The 19,563-nt window shown below is 28.6% G+C and carries 28 protein-coding genes; 12 read left to right on the forward strand and 16 right to left on the reverse strand.

Annotated features, from left to right (window positions below; all coding sequences use genetic code 11):
- The 14 genes from ACI3VO_RS07475 to ACI3VO_RS07540 form a co-directional block, all read right to left on the reverse strand.
- The coding region (locus ACI3VO_RS07475; protein ID WP_439757305.1) for a hypothetical protein at positions 1–488 on the reverse strand (488 nt) is incomplete at its 3' end.
- A 4-nt stretch (positions 489–492) separates the two neighbouring features.
- Complete coding sequence (locus ACI3VO_RS07480; RefSeq protein ID WP_439757306.1) at positions 493–1,533, reverse strand: PspA/IM30 family protein; 1,041 nt, start codon at positions 1,531–1,533, stop codon at positions 493–495.
- Between the two features lie 214 nt (positions 1,534–1,747).
- A complete protein-coding gene (locus tag ACI3VO_RS07485; RefSeq protein ID WP_439757307.1) occupies positions 1,748–2,914 on the reverse strand; it encodes a hypothetical protein in 1,167 nt (388 codons plus the stop codon).
- Positions 2,911–3,225: a hypothetical protein gene (locus tag ACI3VO_RS07490; RefSeq protein WP_439757308.1), complete on the reverse strand. Its 315-nt coding sequence runs from the start codon at positions 3,223–3,225 to the stop codon at positions 2,911–2,913. The genes ACI3VO_RS07485 and ACI3VO_RS07490 overlap by 4 nt, the downstream gene beginning before the upstream one ends.
- On the reverse strand, positions 3,182–4,843 hold the full coding sequence (locus ACI3VO_RS07495; protein ID WP_439757309.1) for a hypothetical protein: 1,662 nt from the start codon (positions 4,841–4,843) through the stop codon (positions 3,182–3,184). The genes ACI3VO_RS07490 and ACI3VO_RS07495 overlap by 44 nt, the downstream gene beginning before the upstream one ends.
- 222 nt (positions 4,844–5,065) lie before the next feature.
- Positions 5,066–5,710: a hypothetical protein gene (locus ACI3VO_RS07500; protein WP_439757310.1), complete on the reverse strand. Its 645-nt coding sequence runs from the start codon at positions 5,708–5,710 to the stop codon at positions 5,066–5,068.
- A 2-nt stretch (positions 5,711–5,712) separates the two neighbouring features.
- A complete protein-coding gene (locus tag ACI3VO_RS07505) occupies positions 5,713–6,294 on the reverse strand; it encodes a hypothetical protein (RefSeq protein ID WP_439757311.1) in 582 nt (193 codons plus the stop codon).
- 41 nt (positions 6,295–6,335) lie between these two features.
- A complete protein-coding gene (locus tag ACI3VO_RS07510) occupies positions 6,336–7,586 on the reverse strand; it encodes a hypothetical protein (protein WP_439757312.1) in 1,251 nt (416 codons plus the stop codon).
- Positions 7,583–7,807: a hypothetical protein gene (locus ACI3VO_RS07515; protein ID WP_439757313.1), complete on the reverse strand. Its 225-nt coding sequence runs from the start codon at positions 7,805–7,807 to the stop codon at positions 7,583–7,585. The genes ACI3VO_RS07510 and ACI3VO_RS07515 overlap by 4 nt, the downstream gene beginning before the upstream one ends.
- Positions 7,808–7,809: 2 nt before the next feature.
- Positions 7,810–8,370 carry a hypothetical protein gene (locus ACI3VO_RS07520; protein WP_439757314.1) on the reverse strand — a complete coding sequence of 187 codons (561 nt, stop codon included), beginning with the start codon at positions 8,368–8,370 and terminating at the stop codon, positions 7,810–7,812.
- A gap of 4 nt (positions 8,371–8,374) precedes the next feature.
- Positions 8,375–8,593 (reverse strand): hypothetical protein, encoded by a 219-nt coding sequence (locus ACI3VO_RS07525; protein ID WP_439757315.1) that lies wholly within the window; start codon positions 8,591–8,593, stop codon positions 8,375–8,377.
- A gap of 2 nt (positions 8,594–8,595) precedes the next feature.
- The gene (locus ACI3VO_RS07530; protein ID WP_439757316.1) at positions 8,596–8,793 is read right to left on the reverse strand and encodes a hypothetical protein; all 198 of its coding nucleotides are present in this window, start codon (positions 8,791–8,793) and stop codon (positions 8,596–8,598) included.
- Between the two features lie 111 nt (positions 8,794–8,904).
- Entirely contained in the window at positions 8,905–9,825 is a 921-nt protein-coding gene (locus tag ACI3VO_RS07535; protein ID WP_439757317.1) for a hypothetical protein, read from the reverse strand.
- Between the two features lies 1 nt (position 9,826).
- A complete protein-coding gene (locus ACI3VO_RS07540) occupies positions 9,827–10,516 on the reverse strand; it encodes a hypothetical protein (RefSeq protein WP_439757318.1) in 690 nt (229 codons plus the stop codon).
- 159 nt (positions 10,517–10,675) lie between these two features.
- On the opposite strand from ACI3VO_RS07540, the gene ACI3VO_RS07545 reads away from it, so the two are divergent.
- The 8 genes from ACI3VO_RS07545 to ACI3VO_RS07580 are packed head-to-tail and all read left to right on the forward strand — an operon-like array spanning position 10,676 to position 15,130.
- Positions 10,676–10,966, forward strand: coding sequence for a hypothetical protein (locus ACI3VO_RS07545; protein WP_439757319.1), 291 nt, complete (start codon positions 10,676–10,678; stop codon positions 10,964–10,966).
- Between the two features lie 2 nt (positions 10,967–10,968).
- Positions 10,969–11,625, forward strand: a complete 657-nt coding sequence (locus ACI3VO_RS07550; protein ID WP_439757320.1) for a hypothetical protein — start codon at positions 10,969–10,971, stop codon at positions 11,623–11,625.
- 48 nt (positions 11,626–11,673) lie between these two features.
- Complete coding sequence (locus ACI3VO_RS07555; protein WP_439757321.1) at positions 11,674–12,618, forward strand: transglycosylase SLT domain-containing protein; 945 nt, start codon at positions 11,674–11,676, stop codon at positions 12,616–12,618.
- The gene (locus ACI3VO_RS07560) at positions 12,618–12,809 is read left to right on the forward strand and encodes a hypothetical protein (RefSeq protein ID WP_439757322.1); all 192 of its coding nucleotides are present in this window, start codon (positions 12,618–12,620) and stop codon (positions 12,807–12,809) included. The genes ACI3VO_RS07555 and ACI3VO_RS07560 overlap by 1 nt, the downstream gene beginning before the upstream one ends.
- Positions 12,806–13,831 carry a hypothetical protein gene (locus tag ACI3VO_RS07565; protein ID WP_439757323.1) on the forward strand — a complete coding sequence of 342 codons (1,026 nt, stop codon included), beginning with the start codon at positions 12,806–12,808 and terminating at the stop codon, positions 13,829–13,831. Before ACI3VO_RS07560 ends, ACI3VO_RS07565 begins: the two co-directional genes overlap by 4 nt.
- Before the next feature lie 45 nt (positions 13,832–13,876).
- Positions 13,877–14,065: a hypothetical protein gene (locus tag ACI3VO_RS07570; protein WP_439757324.1), complete on the forward strand. Its 189-nt coding sequence runs from the start codon at positions 13,877–13,879 to the stop codon at positions 14,063–14,065.
- Positions 14,062–14,316: a hypothetical protein gene (locus ACI3VO_RS07575; RefSeq protein WP_439757325.1), complete on the forward strand. Its 255-nt coding sequence runs from the start codon at positions 14,062–14,064 to the stop codon at positions 14,314–14,316. The genes ACI3VO_RS07570 and ACI3VO_RS07575 overlap by 4 nt, the downstream gene beginning before the upstream one ends.
- A complete protein-coding gene (locus tag ACI3VO_RS07580; RefSeq protein ID WP_439757326.1) occupies positions 14,288–15,130 on the forward strand; it encodes a hypothetical protein in 843 nt (280 codons plus the stop codon). The genes ACI3VO_RS07575 and ACI3VO_RS07580 overlap by 29 nt, the downstream gene beginning before the upstream one ends.
- A gap of 14 nt (positions 15,131–15,144) precedes the next feature.
- Here the strand turns inward: ACI3VO_RS07580 and ACI3VO_RS07585 are convergent, their stop codons facing one another.
- The gene (locus ACI3VO_RS07585) at positions 15,145–15,543 is read right to left on the reverse strand and encodes a hypothetical protein (protein WP_439757327.1); all 399 of its coding nucleotides are present in this window, start codon (positions 15,541–15,543) and stop codon (positions 15,145–15,147) included.
- A 54-nt stretch (positions 15,544–15,597) separates the two neighbouring features.
- A complete protein-coding gene (locus ACI3VO_RS07590; RefSeq protein WP_439757328.1) occupies positions 15,598–16,311 on the reverse strand; it encodes a helix-turn-helix domain-containing protein in 714 nt (237 codons plus the stop codon).
- Positions 16,312–16,788: 477 nt separating this feature from the next.
- On the opposite strand from ACI3VO_RS07590, the gene ACI3VO_RS07595 reads away from it, so the two are divergent.
- The 4 genes from ACI3VO_RS07595 to ACI3VO_RS07610 all read left to right on the forward strand — a co-directional run bounded on the left by ACI3VO_RS07595 (position 16,789) and on the right by ACI3VO_RS07610 (position 19,463).
- A complete protein-coding gene (locus tag ACI3VO_RS07595; protein ID WP_439757329.1) occupies positions 16,789–17,325 on the forward strand; it encodes a hypothetical protein in 537 nt (178 codons plus the stop codon).
- An 891-nt stretch (positions 17,326–18,216) separates the two neighbouring features.
- On the forward strand, positions 18,217–18,537 hold the full coding sequence (locus tag ACI3VO_RS07600) for a hypothetical protein (protein ID WP_439757330.1): 321 nt from the start codon (positions 18,217–18,219) through the stop codon (positions 18,535–18,537).
- Between the two features lie 119 nt (positions 18,538–18,656).
- Positions 18,657–18,956 carry a hypothetical protein gene (locus ACI3VO_RS07605; RefSeq protein ID WP_439757331.1) on the forward strand — a complete coding sequence of 100 codons (300 nt, stop codon included), beginning with the start codon at positions 18,657–18,659 and terminating at the stop codon, positions 18,954–18,956.
- A gap of 318 nt (positions 18,957–19,274) precedes the next feature.
- Complete coding sequence (locus tag ACI3VO_RS07610; RefSeq protein ID WP_439757332.1) at positions 19,275–19,463, forward strand: hypothetical protein; 189 nt, start codon at positions 19,275–19,277, stop codon at positions 19,461–19,463.
- The last annotated feature ends 100 nt before the right edge of the window (positions 19,464–19,563 follow it).

Consider the following 19,563-nt stretch of genomic DNA (forward strand, 5'->3'; position numbering starts at 1 on the left):
TTATTTAAGAAACAAATGGAAACATAGTTTTCACAAGTTTTTGATATAGTAGTATTCTCTATATTCCTATTTACCAGTTCATTTATATCAATTAAATAACTTTCTCCATTTATATATTTATAAATGTTATCTCCATCAGAATAATAAACACAATCATATAATTCTAGAGTAGATCCAGATTCTTTATTTAATTCTGATATAAACCAGTCTTTATTTGGAATAACTAAATGTAATACTGTAAACCATCCATCAAAATTTACTGGTAACTCTATATCAGAAATATTATTCTTTCTAATAGTTATAATTGGATTCTGCAATTCTGTTCCAGTACATTTATTATGTTGTAATAAATCTATAGCTACTGTGTCAGAAAATTTAAATCTATTTTTTGCAGCAATAGTAGAATCTTCAGGAAGATAGTCTCCCTTAGATTCTTTAACTATTACTTTACAAGAATGATTAGTACATATATTTATTTCTAAATTCATAATTTTAGTACTTTACTTCATTATTATTTGGATTTCCATCATACATTTGAGCTACTTCTATTTCTACTCTCTTACTATCATTTTCAATAGTACCTTCTTTATACTTTCTATCAGCTTTAGCTTTATACCAATTAATTTCAGAATCACTCTTCATCTTTTGTTGCTCTAATTGTAATTTAGCTTCATTTAAAGATTCTATTTTACTTTGAGCTTGTTGTAATTGATTTTGAGCTTTTTGTAGCTCTTGATTTAATTGCTCTACTTGCTGTTGTAACTGACCTATAGTATTAGCTTCTTCTTTTTGTCTATTTAAAGAATTAGTTATTCTATTTTTCATTTCAGTAAGACTTCTAGAAGTAATTGCATCAATAACAGCAGAAGGATCTATAGTTCCAGCTTTTATAAACTCGGGAATTAATTGTTTTATTAATTCCATATCTTGTATTACATTAGTACTAGATGCTATATGTATATCAAAATCAGTAACTGTAAAATATTTAGGAAGAGCAGTAAATATTCTTACTCCCTTATCTCCTAAAATAATAGTTCCAGTTAATCCATTTTCTTTATATACTATTTTAGCTATATTTAAACAATCAATTAATAATTCATTAGTAAGTAAATCCATTTGTTGATAATACTGCTTAGTAACAGTAAATGAATTTTTGATTCCTACTTTTACATTACTAACTGCATCATGTTGTTCTATTCCATTTAGTCTTTCTCTAAATACTCCAGTGATAGAAGAGCATGTATTTTCAGTTCTTTCAATAGCCAATTCTATAGCTTGTATAGTTTGTGTCTTTACTGTATCATCAAATCCAGCAAATGATGTATTATTATTAAATGCTCTACCTTCTTGTGATGTATCTACTAAAGCTACTCCTCCTTTTTTATAGGCAATCCATTTCTGTAATCTTTCTGGTACATCAGCACCTAAAACAGTTGGAAGCATGGATAAATCTAACCAATCTCCAGCAGTTCCACTATTAGCTATTATAGAATCACGATAAAAATGGAGGATATCGTATTTCGTTATCTTCAATGTGAGTCGTTAATTCACACCCGCTTATTAGCTGCTCTATATTTCTATAGAAGTCGAGACTATATCATATTTAATAGTATAACTATTAAATCCCCGCACTTCGATTCACTTGAATCTACATAATAGTCGTTGAACCTTTATTTTAAATACTTGGCTGCTAGTTGTCCATTTAGGAGTTTCTAGCAATTCACGGGATTTATACAGGACTCATATGTCAATCCTGTAGGTTAGCACATGCAAGAACTAAAGAGTAAGCTTCAGCACTTCTAGTTGAATAATAAATTCCACTTGTAGATAATGTGCAGAAAGAAGGATTATCTTTTGTTCTTATAACATTATCAGATATATTAGAATGAACAAATATTGTCTCTCCTATTCTTACTCCTTCATATCTATCCATTATAAACTTGCCATTCTCTTTTCTAGTTTCAGTCCACTCAACTTCATAGACTGGAATAAGTCTATAATTAGTTACTCTATATTCATCAGCTGGAAAACCAGGAACTATTTCTTGACCTGCATCTACACCATCAGTAGAGGGATAACCTGTAGCTGAGTTATTAAAAGATCTAATATAATAAGTAGAAGTATCATAAACTCCCTCATATAGATCTTCTAATTCTTTAACAGCTTCTTTAGTCATAATATCTCCATACATATTTAATATCTGTGTTTTGGAAAGCCATTTTCTAACTACTGCTCTATAACTATTCTTTATATATATAGATTCTGGATTTCTATCTATAAATACATTTAATGGATTTAATACTTCTATACTAATATTATTACCTTCTGGAGAAGGCTTTACTCTATAATAAGCATAACCAGTAATTAGTAAATCTTTAAATAGAGTTTTTAATTTCTCCATTAAATCAGTATTTCTAGATTGCATTATATATTCTATAACATTTTGTGCAGCAATCTCATATTCAGAAATATAGTTTTTATCTATATCTTCAATTAATTTCTTCATTTGAGAATCTACTGCTTTATCAGTTATATTCTTTCCATCAATAAAAGATAATATAGAATTATTAAGATGATTCTTTAAATAACTAAATACTTCCTCTACTATCTTTAATTGTTTGTCTCTAGCTATATTTGAAATAGTAACAGAATCTTTACATGTAACTTTAGGTAATATTGGAGTTTCAAGATATTCTCCAATTAAAGCATCTATATGTTTTCTTATTAATGGAATAAACTCTATAGATGTAGGATTCCCTAATCCAAAATTCTCTTCTAAAGCTCTAAATTGTTCTGCGTCTCTTACTCCATTATAGTAGTTATATGCTTTCTGTAATTTGTATTTGGGATAGACTAATTCTGTAATTGCCTTATTAATACAGGCAACCATTTCGTCTTCTGTTTTCTTTTTCATTTCTTGCAACTACATGATGTATCTATACAACCATCATCTATAGGAACTTGATAACCTTTATAGAAAGCTGTATAATGTAAATGTCTACTCCTTAATTCTTTTTCTACATATTTTAGAAATTGTTCTGGAGTTCCTTCTATTTGCATAGTTAAAGGTCGTTCATTATTATTTAATCCAAGGATTAATTTATATCCTACAGTTTTTCCAGAACAATCTAATATATCTTTTATTTTAATCTTACCTATATATTTAGCTTCATAGGCTTTTTCAATAATACATAGGACGGCTACTTCTAATTCTTGATTGGTCATAAAAATCCATACTAACTTTAGTTTCTATTTGTTGATGTTGTATAATTCCGAATTGTCTATATCCTCTTTCATCAATATACCATCCTATATCTCTCCATTTAGCACTTACTATTTCATCTACTCTTGGTATTACTCCTATAAGTTCTTCATCTGCAAGCATACACATAGACATAGCAGCCACAGCATCAAACTTTCTTTTATTTTCATAAGAGTATTCAAGTAATTCATTTATAATTTCGATAAACCATATATTATCTCCAAAATCTTGCACATAAGAAGCTAATAATTCTAATTGATGTTGAATTACCTTTTCATTAGCTGGAACTCCATATTGTCTACTAATAGCATCAGGAGTATCTAATGTAGCTCTAGTTCTTCTCATGAGCCATTTATGTTCTATATGTTTATCTACTAAGAAATTCTTAAATCCAATTTTAGAAAACTCTAGTAATGCTTTACAATTATAATATTCTAATAGTTTGAGAGCTATCCTATAAGCCTCTCTTACATCACTTGGTCTATCTTTATAAAAAGCTACTGGCATAGGAGGAGATTCTCCTTTCATTCTCCTAAATATAATAATACAGAAATCAGAAGGATCTCTAGTTGCTTCAGAAGTTTCTTTAGCACCTAAATCTATACCGTCGATTCCTGCAACATATAAATTCCTAATAGCTTCATTATTATCTGATCTTATAGGATGTTCTAATATTTGTAATTTACTATTATTATTTGGAATAAATTTAAATCCGTCTTTAGCTTCTTCTGTATGCTCGTTGTTCTTAAATTTATATTCCAAATAACCCCTTACTGGACGTGGGCCAGCTTTATGTAGTTCTATTTGAGCCTTTTGGTTAGCTAGTACTTCTCTATTAAATAAGTTATCTCCCTCTAATGCTAAAGCATCTTCTGGAGTAAAACAATACTCAGCACAGAACATTATATACTCTTTAGGATTTTCTGCTAAAGCATTCTTTTTAGTATTATAATATTCTTTTGCTTTCTTAGTATCAGTTACACCTCTTTTATCTATATATCCTTCTCCTGCAACAAAAGTAAATGCAGGAATAAAATAAGAGGTCTCTACCATTTCTCCAGTTTTTGAATAATTATGTTTAAACGGAAGTACATTATAACCTTTAGGATTATAGAATACTTTAGAAAGTCCAGCTAATGAAGCCCCCGAGTCACCTCCTGTACCCCAAATTAGTCTTGTCCCGAATTTATTACCTAGGATTTCAACTAAAGCGTTAGATTGTATGTAAGTCTTTAATAAAACAGGATTTGATCCCGCCTCTTCGAATAATAATAAATCCACACGCTCACCTCTAAGTTTATTAGGATTATCTGCTACAATTCCTAATATATCGGATTTCCATCCATACTCCTCACGTTGTTTATTCAACTTAGAAGCTTTTTTGTGCATATCATTATTATACTTCTGTCTAACATGACGCATACCATCTTCTGTATCTACATTTAAATATTCTAATTGCTCCCAACACTTTCTAAGAAGAGGAGTTAATTTATCAGTAGAATATGCAGTACAAATAACATGTGCTTCTCTAACTACAGTGTACATTCTTACAGCTAAACTAGCTGCAATCTCACTAAACATTTTGTTACCCAATAGGCTTTTTATCCTATTGCTCTTATAGTTTCCTATAAGTTCGGCATATATTTTAATTCTTATAAAGAATCTCCCGCACTCTTGGTAATATTATATTTATTCAATTACTATGCTCTACAATGTTTCTAATCCTTTCGCAATATTAGAAATTATCTCGGTATTAGCAGTTAAGCTTTTACCGATTTTGCGGAATTTATAGTCGGCTTTAGGTCAACCGACTCCACGAGCCTTTAAAGCACATACATCATGTTTCGTATGAGTACATAAATCTATATAATGGAAATATTCATATTGTTTAGAAAAGAATTGAGGAAATGAAGTCTGACGTCCAGAACTTGCTACTTTTACATTAGTAACATCCTTTAATCTGTAAAAATTAAGAAAGAAATAATTATCTCCAGTTATTCTATAACCATGAGATTCATATCCATCTCTGCATCGTCTATATTGTTCTGACCAGAAATCTCTATGAGCTTTTGTTCCTGGTCTATACTGTGTATAATATCCTGTAGATTCTTTTATATCTCTAGCTTCTGTAAACCAATCTGGATTAAAATCTAATCCATGAGTTTCATCTATTGGTCTATATTTAGTAAGCTCATAAGATTTATCAGCTTGAAAATATTCTATTGTATCATATATAGTAAAGTCCCAATCAATATCAGAGAAATCAGAAACTGATTCTATAGATTTTACTTCTTCTGGATTTACTTGACTAAGTCCTTCTGAAGCTTCTTCATCAATTTTTAATCCTTCTCCTAATCCTACTGTAATATTACTAGGTAAAGAATCATTTATAGCTTCTATTATTTTCCCCTCTACTAATTTAGATCCCTTCTTTCTACCTCTAGCCATAATTAATCATCAAAAGTTCCACTTCTAACATCACCAAGAACATCATCACCATCTCCAGATTGTTCTTTCTTAACTTGAAGTTCTAATGCTTTAAGATTATCATTTACTTCTGCTAGTCCTTTAACTTCTTGCATTATATCCTTTACTTTGAAAATAGGTTTTCCAGTAACAGGATCTCTTTCTTGTGGGTCGATACTATTAAAGTAATCTATAAATTTAATAACAGTATTTTGTGCTGCTTGAAACATTTTAACTGTTATAGAAGATTCTTGTAACTCTCTATACTTTCTACAAGCAGCTCTAAATAAAGGATCATCAAATTCTTCTTGTGTAAGACCAGCATCTACTAAAACTTCTTTATGTCTAACTTGTTCTGGATAATCAGAATAAGGAGATTTCCAATCCAACATTAGCCATATATAAGTAAATTCTCTAAATGCTTTAGTTTTCTTTACACCAGTAGGATCATCCTTAGTTTTATTTCTTTCTAAACCAAATAATAGAGAAAATTCTTTAATGAGTAATAATTCAGGTTCATTAATTTCTACTCTATTTAATTGATTATTAAAAGTAAACACATTCATATTAATTCATTTAAGCTATTATATAATAGATAATATCTTTATTAATAATCTAAGCCTTTTCTTAATCCTAATCTTCCTCCTGAAGTTTCAGCTTGTCTTAGATCAAAATCTAACCTCTCTTGTAATTCTGCATTTTGTTGAGCAGTTCCTATATAATTAGGTATTCCATATTGAGCAGCTAATCTTTTTCTTTCTTTAAAAGAAGCTAAAGACTGTAATCCATTTTCTACCATCCATTGATATAAACCTCCTCCCATTGGATTAATTCTTTTTCTAGGAGCTTCAACAACTATTTCAGGAAGTACATTATCATATTTAGTAATATAACTAGGAGGTGTTCCAGCATTATCAATTACATCTTTTTTATGAACAAATATATTATCTAACATATATGGTAAATTATGTTTGTTATTAAGATATTCTTGCATTCTAGATCCTTTTATTGCTCCGTCTCCATGTGAAGGATCTGGAGTTGGAATTAAATATGTATTATCCTGAACTTTTCTAATATCATTTGGTGTTCTATTTTTTGAATTGAAAATAGATTGATCAAAATCATATTTAGAAGTTGTTACTGGACTAGTTGCCCCCCCCCTGAAATACTTCTGAATTAAGCCGCCATTAAGATGCTTCTTAATATTCTCAGAGGCCTTCTTTGTTTGTTGTGGAGTTACCTTTTTTGTAGTAACTGTTTTAGTAGAATTACTCTTAGAAGATTCTAATACTCTAGTTTGAGGTTTGCCATCTCCTGCTGGTCTAAATACCCATCTTTTAATATCTGGATCCCATGCATGGTCTTGGCTAGGTCTGACTTTGGGATTAGTCATATCTCCGCCTTCTTGCATTTTCTTTTTCTTAGCTTTACCTCCACATTTATCTAATACAGTACCATTCTCTGCTTTTTTCTTTTTAGTTTTACAGCCACATTTAGCAATTTCTGTCTTAATATCCTTAGCTACTCCACCATTCTTTTTAGCAGCCATAGGGATTGCCCCTTTTTGTTTACATCTAGTACAGATATTACCTCCTGCTTGATAATATTCAATTTCATATCCTTCTGGACATTTATTATTGAGCTTCTGAATATAATTTAGCTTAGAGCCAAGTCTAGCCATTATAGTATTATTTTCCATTTGTTGATTATATAATTGATCAAATGATTGAACGAGATTATTTAATTCATCTTCTGATAATCCTTGTAATTTTTTATCTAATTCTTCTGGGCTATTACATTTTAAAACTTTAGCAGCATATAATACAAATGCTCTTTGTTTTGAATCCAATTCTTTCATACTAGTTGAATGTCTTTAGTATTAAAGACTGCTTCTTGTAATTCTTTACTATCACTAAACCATCTACATTTAATTCCTTTAAAATAATTGCTCTTAGGATCTCTAAGATAAGATGATACTTTGCATACTACAATCATTTTAGGTCTATTAGGAATATCCTGTTTAACAGTAACTATGTCTCCAGGCTTAAAGTAGATTTTTTCTAAATTCTCATTTTCCATAATTATTTCTTATTATTTTTATATTCTTCCATTCGTTTAGTTAATCCTTTATTAATTATAACTAAGACATTATTTTGTCCAGTAACCCAAAATCCTTGTCTTAAAAATGGAACTGGCAATAACATTCCTGCTCTAATAATAAGATCATCACCTGGTTGTATATTTACAACATCTGGGCCAACTTCTATTACATGAGCAACTTCTACTGCTTTTTCTTGCTTCTCCATTTGTCCTGTTTCTCTAGAAAATTCTTTTCCATCAAAAGCTGGAAGTATAAGTCCAGAATCTGTCTGAGTTATTTGCTCATAAGGATTCTCATTATATAATTTAACTAGAATATAAGGGCCCGAAGGAATAATTTCTAAATCTTCTGCTCTTTTCTTATTTTCATTTGATTTAGCTATTTGTTCGTCAATATTTTTTCTATAAGCATCCTCTGCCTTCTTATTTGCTTTATTAAACTCTTTAATAGCTTCCTTTCTAGTTAAATCAGAAATACTATCTGTTCCAGCCATTGAGATTGAATTTCCTCCCATTACATAATTCATTTGTCCATTTTCCATAATTTTACCATTTATTTAATTTACAATGTTCATTTTCTATAGTTGTTTTAGCTTTTAAAATACAACCGCATTTATTACATATCTTACCAATCTTAAATAAAATAATCTCATGTTCACATTTATCACAAATAAGCATTCTACTATTACTTATTTCTTTATTTAATCCAAATAAATTATTAATATTACCAATAATTATATTTCTTAGTTTTCTTAATAATTTCATAATCACCATTTTCCAGCAGGGCATCTTTCTCCAGAAGCCCTTACTTTAAATTTAAGTACACATCCACAGCCGTTTACATAATCTTTTTTAGCGGTAGTACTAACATCGTTTGTTTTAGGATTATAAAATAATTTTTGACTGCAGATTCCATTATTATTTAATGGACATACTTTACATATCTTTAATCTCTCTTCTATCATAATTTTAAATAATTATAAATAGAATTTCAGCTACTATTTAGTTAATATATTAAAATTTAATATGGGAACTCTTGATTCGCACCATACTCACAAACACCAATTTCTAAGTAGCTAAAATTCTATTCTTTTTCTTTGTTCTTCTGCTAATTCTCTCTTTCTAATAGTTTTATAGTAAGCTAACATTCTTTCTACATCGGATTTTAAATAGTCTAGTTGATAAGTAGTCACATTATCACTATGATCGTAATGAATAATAGTTAATCCTTTAATATTAAACTCTGGATTAATTTTTTGAACCATCCAAGCATAAGTACTTAATTGCAAAGTATAATGCCAATAATTAGAATCTTGTATATTATTTAAAGGATACTTCATCATTGCACTTTTCTTTGTATTAGTATCAAATCCTGATTTTAAGTCTATTTTTTCATTAGTTTTAAAATCTATAATATATATATCATTTCCATTCTTTATTAATAAGTCTATTTGACCTGCCAATCTAAGTATATTATCATCAGATTGTCTATATATAAGATATTCAGGGAATATTCCTTTGTCTACAGTTTTTAATAATTCATTTTCTGTTGAATTAGTAAAGCATGGTAGATTATCTATTTTATAATTTAGTCTAGGGGCTATCTTTTCTTTAAATTTTCCTCCTTTACTATATGCTTCTAATTGAGCATGAATTTTAGTACCTCTTTCACAAGAAGCTTTGTTCTTTTCTTCCCATTCTTTTAAAATATCTTGTTGTACTTTATTAAAATCAGACTCTAATATATCATAATCAGATAAACAAGAAATATCAAATTTTTTAGTTTGTAATAGTTTCTTTTTCTCTAATTGAAATCTATCTTTTCCTAATATTCTTTCTAAAGCCTTATATTTGCTCCAAAATTTCTTATCAAATTCTTGTTCAAATTTACTTATTAATGTAGTAACTGATATATACTTATCATTAGTATCAACATCCCAATATGTGTGGGATTCTTCTGAAAATGCAACTTTATTATTTTGTTTATCAACCTTCATATTATTTCATATTTTCTTTTTCCTTTGTATAATTAAGTATACTATATAATTCTGTTATACAAGGTTCTATAGTTTCCATATAGTAACCTAAATCATATTCCTTAGATTCTTTATATAATATAACTAACATGCCTACTATATTATTTCTACTTTGTATAGGATAAAAAGCAGCACTTTTTGCATCACATTCCTTTAGCTTAAAATACAATTTAGGATAATCCTCCTTCATATTTTCAATATCATCTATTCTTAAATACTTTAATTTATGTATTCTATCTAATTCGTTACCATAATTAATCGCACTTAATTCAGTCCAATTTTTTATATATGGTTCTGTGATGTTCCATCTTCCTTCTTCTGTAATACCAGTTATCCATAAATATGAGAATCCTTGCATACTTGATTGTGAATTATGATAACTTAGTAATAATACATTACAAGCATCTTGATCACTCATTAATATATGATATATATTCTCATTAATAACTGGAGTCATCTTCTTAGAATAATTTTCTGCTTCAGATCTTAATTCAATGGTAGATTTAGTTACGCCATCTATTATCCTTTTGCCTAATCCATTAAATGATGTTAATGATATTATAAAGAATAATATAATAATTATAAGATTCTTTAAGTCTGGGCTTAACCTAGATAATATCGACCAAATTTTCCTTAATAATTCTATTACCATCTAATTGTTTTTAGTACTGTGATTAATATAAAGTTAGTTTAAATTTATTTTACCTCTACAATTAATCCATATGTCATTATCTGTATTTTACTTGTTTATGTGCAAATTTATGAATAATTTTGGCTCATAAAAAGTAAAACTTTAAATTATTGAATAATTATGAATAGTGAAGAGTATTATAAAATTATTTCAGAGACTTTACAGTCTTACATAAGTAATTTGCCTTCAGAAGATATTAATTATCTAAAAAATGGAGGAGAAGTAAAAAGATTATTAAAGAAAGGTGGTAAAAATAAGATTCATATAAAGAAAGAGAATAGAGGTAAATTTACTGAATATTGTGGAGGTAAAGTAACTTCTGAATGTATTCAAAGAGGCAAAAATAGTTCTAATCCTGTAATTAGAAAGAGAGCTACCTTTGCAGCTAATGTAAGAAAATTTAAACATTGATTATGAGAACGACTAAGTATAAAGAATGTGAACATTGTCATAGAAGTCTTCCTGCTAATAGAGAATACTTCAAAAGAGTAAAAGATAAAGAATCTGGTAAAGAAATTTTACTAAATATATGTAGAGAATGTGAAAAGCAAATAGAATTGGAATCAGAATGGAAAGATGGGAAATTATTATGCCATATATGTGGTCAATATTTAGATCCATCTGAATTTCATATAGCTGGAGATAATAAATATACTATTAGAGGAGGGAAAGATAAGAGATGTAGAAAATGTAAAGTAGCTCAAAATAAAGAAGCTAGAGCAAATTATACTCCAGAAAAAGCTTTAGAAAAAGTGTTACAAGAAAGATGGTTTGGTGCTAAGGATAGAGCTGAAAAGAAGAATATAGAATTTTCAATAACTAAAGAATATTTAAAAGAACTCTGGAATAAACAAAAAGGATTATGTGCTATATCTAAAATTCCAATGACTTATATTCAAGATAAAGGAAGAATATATACTAATGTAAGTGTAGATCAAATAAATCCATCTAAGGGATATACCGAGTCTAATACTCAGCTAGTTTGTATGGCTGTAAATCAATTTAAATCAGATTTTGATTTAGAAACTATATTATTTATATGTAAAAATATTTTAGAAAATGCCAGCTAATGCAAGAAAATGGAAGCATTAATATACAAATATAATTAAATCTAGAAAATGGTTAATAATAAAAGTAGTAGATTTAATCTATTTGAAGAATATAAAGTAGGAGGAAAATTTACTCCTAAAAAATCTCAATTAGTAAAGAATGCAGAAAATCAAAATACTAAAAGAGATATGAGAAAGAAATTTATTAAATCAGATAGATCTACTTATACTAATAATAGAGTAAGAAAAAATCAAGAAGGAGGAATATTAGATAATCAAATATCTATAGATCCTAATCTATTTTCTTCATGGAATGCTGTAGAATCTAATATAGAAATACCTACTAATGATACTAATATTCCAGAAACTAAATTAGATAGATTTATGGAATTACTAGATTCTAGACCTAGTATTTCTCCTAGATTATTTGATATAGATAGAATAAATACTGAGATACAAGATAACTCAGAAGCCGTTAAAGATGATAATTCAGAAATTAAGAATTATAAACCTAAAATGGATATGACTAATCCAAGTAAAGGAACTGAAGAGTTTAATAGAATCTATGATGAAGTAGAAGAGGAATATCCAGAAGCTGCTAAATATAGAGCATTCTTAACTACTGTAGCTAAATATGAAAGTGGATTTAATAGTAAAGCTAAAAATAAAAATGCTCCTGCTTGGGGATATTTCCAGTTTATGCAAGATGATAATAAATATAATAATATAAAAACTTACGCAGGAGTAGATACTCAAACATTCTTAGATAATCCTAAACTTCAAATTATTGCTGCTATAAATTTAGCTAAATCTATGGAAAGAGGATTTAGTAAAGAAGATGTAGCTGCTGCCGAATCTAAAGGTATTACTAAATGGGGTATGTTAGGAGGAGCATGGCTTGGAGGAAATGGAGGATTAAGAAGGTACTTATTAAAAGATGAAAATATCTCTGATAAACATTGGGGAGGAGCTGGAATAGATATGATTAATCAAATTAAAAGGTATAATTTTTAATGACTTTTAATCAAGCTAAATTATATGCAAGTAATGGTTATACATTACTTCTTCCAGGATGGAAAGGATATTTTAATTGGAATTATAAAGATAAAGAATTAGTATTTAAAGATGGAGATTATATATTAACTGAAAGTCAATTAAAAGATAAAGGAGTTATTAACAGAAATGATTGGTATTATATAATATGAAGCCATATAAGAATAGACCTAAGATTATTAAAGGAGATAATGGAATTAAAACAGATGATACTGTTGCCACATTTGGACTTCCAGAAGTTAATGTATATCCTAATAATAGATGGGGAGATATAGCTAGAAATCAGGGATTAGAAACTGCTAGAAATTGGAGAAGAGTAAAAGAAGGAACTACTAAAGGTATTAATGATTTTGGAAAAACTATTACTAATAGCACTCAAACTATTGGCTCTTTCTTTCCAGTAATTAGTGATATACAAGATACTAAAGATTTTTATGAGTCTTATAAAAATAAAGACTACACTGGTATGTTTTTAGCTACAGCTGGATTCCTTCCTTATATAGGCGGATTTGCTAGTAATGCTAATAAAGTAAGAAAATTTAGTAAAAATTGGAATTTATTATCTGATAGGGAATGGGATGATCTATATAATAAAGCTCTCAAAGAGAATGATATAGATATGTTATCACTATTAAGGAAAGAGCATTTTAAAAGTAAAACTCCTAATAATAAAATTATAGACCAGAAAGTATATAGAGGGGATAATAATAGGTATAACTCTTTTATAGAAAGTCATGTAGATGATGAAGTAGGAGAAATGAATGGGATTTATACTACATTTGATAAAAAATATGCATCTGAATATGGAAATTTTTTATCCGAAATGTTTATGTACTCTAAAAACCCATATTACACTACTGGTAACTGGACTGGAATAATCAACAATAAAACTAAAGATAAAATTATAAATAATAACTATGATGCTATTATAAATTCAGATTTTGATAAAGATTCAAAATTTTTAAATTGGTTAAAAGGAGGAAAAAGAACAGAGAATGTTGTATTTAGTAATAATCAACTAAAATCAGCAAATCCTATTACATATGATGATTTTGGAGAAATAATTCCATTATCTAAAAGAGATAATTTTGCTAATTCAGATATTAGATATAGTATAATTCCAACTACTTTATTAGGAGGGACTTATTTATATAATAAATCAAATAATGAATAAATAAATAATATTAAATTGAAATAATAAAATATTATGAGAAACTTTATGATGGACATTTGGGTTTGGACTAAAGAAACTCATTCCAAACCATTAAAGACAATAAGATTTGAATTAGATCATTTTCCTACTGAATTAGAATGTAGAGAAATATTTAAGAAAGATGAAGATGTTGAAATATATTTAAATAGTAAAGTAGATGTTACTTATACTAATTTAAGAGAATATAATAAATGAAATTCTCAACTTTTTTTATGAATACTATTTCTGAAGGTAAAAATCCTTCTAGTAAAAGAGTAGCTGGATGTTTAGGATGGATTCTTTGTTTAGTAGCTGCAGGAGTAGCTATATTTAAAATAATTCCAAGTCCTGATATTATAGAAATGCTATTCTGGGCTAGTTGTGCTTTATTAGGAATAGATTCTGTTACATCAATGTTTAAACCATTTAAAAAGAAAAATGCCGGAGAAAGTAAGATACAAGAGTAAAGAATATAATGAAGCTTATAGGAATAATCAAATAGCTAATGGCTATGATGAGGAAACTGATACTTATGAATATTCTTTACCAGAAGTCTCTGTAAATACTAAAGATAATTTAAATTTAGGGCAAGTAGTTAGAAATGGAACTAGTAGAGTTGCTAGACCATTAATTAATGCAGGAGAGGTTGCTATAGATTTTACTGGCATGTCTCCTGCTTTAGCTACTGGAAGATTAATAGCTGCATATAATAATGGATCTTTAAAAAGAGAAGCTATAAATGCTGCATTTGAAGCTTTACCGTATATTAATATGAAAACTCTAAAACTTCCTGTAAGAGAAGCAGATAATATAATTAAAACTATTACAAAAGAAAAATATGGAATAGATAAGATTAGTTTATCTACTCCTAAGAAAGGAGTTATAGCTGATATAGAATTAAGTCCATCTAATGAATTAGATTTTGGCAAGAAATGGATGAGACCTGAATTTATAAATGTAGTAGAATCTGAACAAGGTAAAGGATTGTCTAATGTATTATATAATGAAGGAATAAAACATGCCAAATCTAAAGGATATAATGGAATCATTAGTGGAGAAGTATTATTACAACCAGAAAAGACTATTAGAACTCAAAGAAGATTTAATGGGCCTCAAATGAAGCATTTTGTAGAAGAATATAATTATCCCATTAAAGGATTAGAATCAGCTAAAGATCCTAATCTTGCAGATACTATTATTAAGATGTATAATAAAACTAATGAATATAGAAGTACTGTAGGAAGAGAGTTTTATAATATAATTAAATCTTTAGTAAAATAGAAAAAGCCTAACACTTATAAAGTGCTAGGCTTTTTTATTTCATTTCTAAATGATTTAATTACATTATTAATAAATACAGCTTTATTTAATAAAGATTCTGCTTTTATTTTATCTGTTAGATATACTTCTTTAAGTTCATCTAAAGTTAGTATTCCTTTATTCATATCTTCTACTATAAATTTCCAAGTAATAGGTAATTCTGATTCTTTTAGATTTCCAATAAAATCTACTAAATTACATAATTCTATAAATGATAAAACATTAAATATTTTGGAATCTAATATTCCATCATCTAATAGGTTAGAGAAGTGAGAATCATATTCTTCTCTAGTCATCTCATATTTATTTATGAATCTTAATAATTCTTCTACAGTAAAGTCTGATATTGTATTTAATAATTTTAATTTTTTCATGGATAGTAGTTTTAATATTATCCATTATAATATCTGCTAATGTTACTTGTGTATTTATACTGTTATTTTTGTATTTAATAACTCTAATTCTTTTAATCTCTCTTTCAACTCTTTATTTTCTTTTAATACTATACTCATATCTTTCATTAAGTTTTCTATATTCTGTTCTGTTTTATTTAATCTTTCTTCATGATTTTGAAGAGTAAATACAATGGCTTGTCCTAATTCATCTAAATGAAAGAATTTTTCATTTATAGTTATTCCAGATTCATGTTTCTTTGCTTTTATTATATCTAAATATCCTTTTGCTTCTAAGGTATTATTACATTTTGTAACTGTAGACTTAGGCATATTTATTTTGTTTCCCAGTTCTTGATTAGATAATCCTATTTTACCTTTTCCATTTTCTTTAAACATATATTGTTGTGAAGCTATTATATATGATTTTTCAGTAAATGATAAATCTTCTTTATCTAAGAATTCATAACTAAAGGGTTCAAAATTATCATATTTAAGAAATTTATATATTTGTGATCTCCCTTTCTTCGTTACTTCTATATATTTTCCGTCTTCTAATCTTTTTATACATTTCCTAATTGTAGGAATACTTGCTCCACATTTCTCAGCTATAGTTTGTAATGATGGAAACGCCTCTTTAGTTTCGTTATTCATATATCTTTTTATACTAATATAAACTAATAAATCTTGTGGAGTTAGTATGGTTTCTAAAGTCATACTATTTGGTAATTGTACATGTTGTTTATTCATAATTCTTCTATTTTTAGATACTGCAAATTTAATAATAAAATTTTGATTATGCAAACTAATTATGTTAAAAATTATTAATGTGTAAGTACTTGATTATCAATGGCTACCAAATTTCATGATCCGACTATGTGAGTGGCTATCAGATTTCATGATTCGACTATAGGTTTTCAACTAACTATATTATACACTATAATTAATCGGAACTATACTTACGTTTTCAACAACTTCGAAGAAGTTGTCTCAAATTAAATTTTTGTATTTTAAAATAATACCCCTCCCTATATTTAAAATAAAAATTGATTTTTTATTTATTATTCCCCCCCCCGGTAGGGTAATAAAAATTTATTTTGAAATAAGGTTTATTTTTATTTTGGATATGAAATATATAGAAAGGGAGGGAGGGCAGACAACTATTTAAGGCCCCACCCGGTATGAGAGACAGAAATAGATTTATAAACAATTTAAATTTAAACTACTATGCAAGCGAATATTAAGATTATTCCAGGTATTGAGCCGAGAAAGGTAACTCGCGAACTTACAGAAGAAGAAAAGAACGCACGTAAATTCCGCACCGGTGAAACGTTTCGTTTTCCGCTTGAAATTGGCACTATCTTTGTTTTTATAAACAAAGATGAACCAAAATTCTACGAAGGCTTTACTTATGATACTTTCCCATGCTACCAGTATAGCCCAAACGGTGACTTTAAAAGAATCTTTTACTTTCCTACAAACGCTTTGGATAAATATGACTATTCAGAGCCAAAAGCGGAAAGCAACCGCGAGCGTCGCTGTATAAACCGCAACGACTACCCGTTTTCTAACCTCAATTTGGCGCAGTTAATGATTGAAAACGGAAAGTGCGTAAAAGTTTGCGGTACTGCAAAAAATCGCTACCAGCCTACATGGAACGTTGACAAATATGAATTTACGGGCAAAGAGACTGCACAAACAGCCGTACGGCTTGAAATTGTGGATATTCCAGAATTTGCGCTTGAAAGTGCAAAAGCGGAATAATCCAATAGGAGATAGAGTATAACTCTATCTCCTTTATTTATACATTTTTCAAGTAGAGCAGAGCATAATCTAAGCTGAAATAAACGTATAAATAAGTAGGCAGAAAATTAGCTTAATCATCAATTTAATACTTGAAGTATTGATTTTGATGATTGAGTTGATGTTGATTTAAGTGGAGAGGGGAAAATTGAGCATTATACACTTCTCTCTCCTCTCCACATCCAAATCAATCCAACCTAAATTTTACTTGAACAATACTAATATAAAATTCAAAAATATTACTATTAATAAATATTTTGGATTTATATGTAGTTATATAAAGAAAATACCCTGACGAGTCTTTGAAAATTAAGACGAAACACTTTTGTGTCGGTATTAATTCAATAACAACAATCATGAGATATGTCTTTTAATCAATTGAAAGATGCTCGTAAATATAGAGCAGAAAACAATTTTCGATATATTTCAAGACATATTAAAATCTATGATTCTAAAAAAGATATATATTTAGTATGATTTGAGACAGGTTGTAATACCTTATGATTCGGTCATAAAAATTTTAAATCAAATCTATCGTGTAGTATATTATAAGTTGAGACTACATGAGAAAATTGATAACTTATTGGCTGCTAGGAATAGACTAGCATTTAATCATTTTAATAACAACAATAAAACCTCGCGATGATATAAGGTCAATCGTATAAAATAATGTTTACACTACGTTATAAATTTCAGCTGTGGAAGGCTGAAAAAGAAGTCCCTCAATTAAGAGAGGGATTTCGATTCAGAATACTGGAATGCGGAGACGATCCCAGTATTGTCTCCAATTTCTACAACCAGAACGGTCTATTAGACCGTTCTTGGATTGTAAAGCGGCTAGCAAAGAGCCGTGTGTCAAATACCTCATTTAAATATGAGGTATTTGATTTTAAGGCATTCCAATACAACGAATGCCTTAAAAAAGCAAACGAAATGGTACCCCATTTACAAGATGGGGTATCGTTTAGAGTAGTCTTAGATGAGACTACTCATGGGGTTTATTTTTACCAAACCCCAAAAACCTATTGGTTGGGGGCTGATAGAGACTACATAGTAAAAGGTGTAGCTAGATCGCTTCACCAAAATAAAAAATTCCTCTATGAAACATTCGTAGAGGATGACGAATACAAACGTCAGCTGCATATGTACAATATTATGCAGCACTGTAGATAGAAAAACTATCGCTGTAAAGGATAGTTGGCTGCTAGGAATAGACTAGCATTAAAAAACTCAATATAAAAGATATTGGCTAATGTGTATAAAGCCGTAAAACACAATAAAAATTATATATCATGGCAAAAAAGTATGAATTATACGAGTTGCAGCCTCAGGCTGACAACTTCGTAAAAGATGTAAATGATGTTGATGCAGCTGTAGAAGCAGCTAAAGAGTATTTCACCAATAAGTTTAAAAACTTGATGGTAGACAATACTATTAAACATCAAGTAGTAGCAGTAAATAACCAAGTTCAAATCGAAATTGCTTGTTTAGCTAAAGGATTTATTATCCTTGATACCTTCGAGTTGAGAAAAGGGAATCCTTTTAGAGACATTTTTGTCTCGAAGGGATTTCACTTAGAGATAATTCCATAATAATTAACTAGAATAGTTGTAGGCGTATATACTTTAAACCTTCACATTATGTTTTTCATTAGATTACTAAGATCAGTGTAAGTCTTAGCGTGGGATTGAGTAAGCCCACCGAAGCGAAATGCTCAACCAGTCTGGATAGGCCAGACATTCTTATATACTCTAATAGAGGATTGCACTATATAGGAATTAAAGTAAAGTACGTGCATACAAACTTAAATAGACTATCTATTTGAGCTTACTTATATAAGCGAAGAGCATTGTGAGTATCTCCGTGAAGATGGCAGTATAGCATATTATAATCCTTACTCTGTAAGGAAGATGAATACTATATTTGATCATCTAAATAGCAAGGATTATGCATTAATCCTCGCAGACACATTCATGTGCAATCAGATTGTAAAAGCTCTAGTAAGTTATTACAACTGTCCAGAATCTCTACAAGTCAAATATGATGACCTAATTGCAGTATTATTAGATCATATGATGCAATTAGGATATAATAAATAAAGAAAGTAAGAACTTATTAACATATTACTAATTACGTTGTATTTTGATTAAATTATTATGTTTATAAAGTAGCTTGTTGTGAAATAAGCTACTTTAAAAG

It is taken from the genome of Intestinibacter sp., assembly GCF_051866655.1.
In the GTDB taxonomy this organism is placed as follows: Bacteria; Bacillota; Clostridia; order Peptostreptococcales; family Peptostreptococcaceae; genus Intestinibacter.